The 633-nt window shown below is 72.0% G+C and carries 1 pseudogene; it reads left to right on the top strand.

The window, feature by feature from the left end:
* Positions 1-560: pseudogene (locus A3728_RS14235) on the top strand (primosomal protein N'); the annotation flags it as partial.
* Positions 561-633 lie beyond the last annotated feature (73 nt).

Below are 633 nucleotides of genomic sequence, written 5' to 3'. Positions count from 1 at the left end.
CCAAGGGGCATAACTTTCCGAACCTGACACTGGTGGGTGTGATCGACGCGGACCTTGGCCTGATGGGGTCGGACCTGCGCGCCGCCGAGCGGACGTTCCAGTTGATGCGGCAGGTCGCCGGGCGCCCGGGGCGCGCCGAGGCGCCGGGCACCGCGCTGCTGCAGACCTATCAGCCCGATCACCCGGTGATCCGCGCGGTGCTGGACGGGGACGAGGAAGGGTTCTGGAAGGCCGAGGCCGCCGCGCGCCAGCAGGCCGGGGTGCCGCCCTTCGGCAGGATGGCGGGCATCATCCTCAGCGGGCCGGACGCGGCGCAGGTCTTTGACGCGGGCAATGCGCTGGCGCGGCGGGACGCGCCGCTGCGCGCCATCGGGGCGCAGGTCTTCGGCCCCGCGCCGGCCCCCATCGCCCGGGTGCGCGGGCGACATCGGGTGCGGCTTCTGGTAAAGGCCGAAAAGTCCGCCCCCCTGCAGGACGCGCTGTCTCGCTGGATCGCGCAGGTCCCCATGAAGGGAGAAATGCGGCTGGCCGTCGACGTCGACCCCCAGAGCTTTTACTGAGACAGCCCCGCCGCGCACCGGGGGTGTCGCACCCCCGGACCCCCGCGAAGTATTTCCGATCATGAGAAGGGGG

Source organism: Sulfitobacter sp. HI0040 (assembly GCF_001634885.1).
Lineage (GTDB): Bacteria > Pseudomonadota > Alphaproteobacteria > Rhodobacterales > Rhodobacteraceae > Sulfitobacter.
This window is presented reverse-complemented; position numbering and strand designations above follow the sequence as displayed.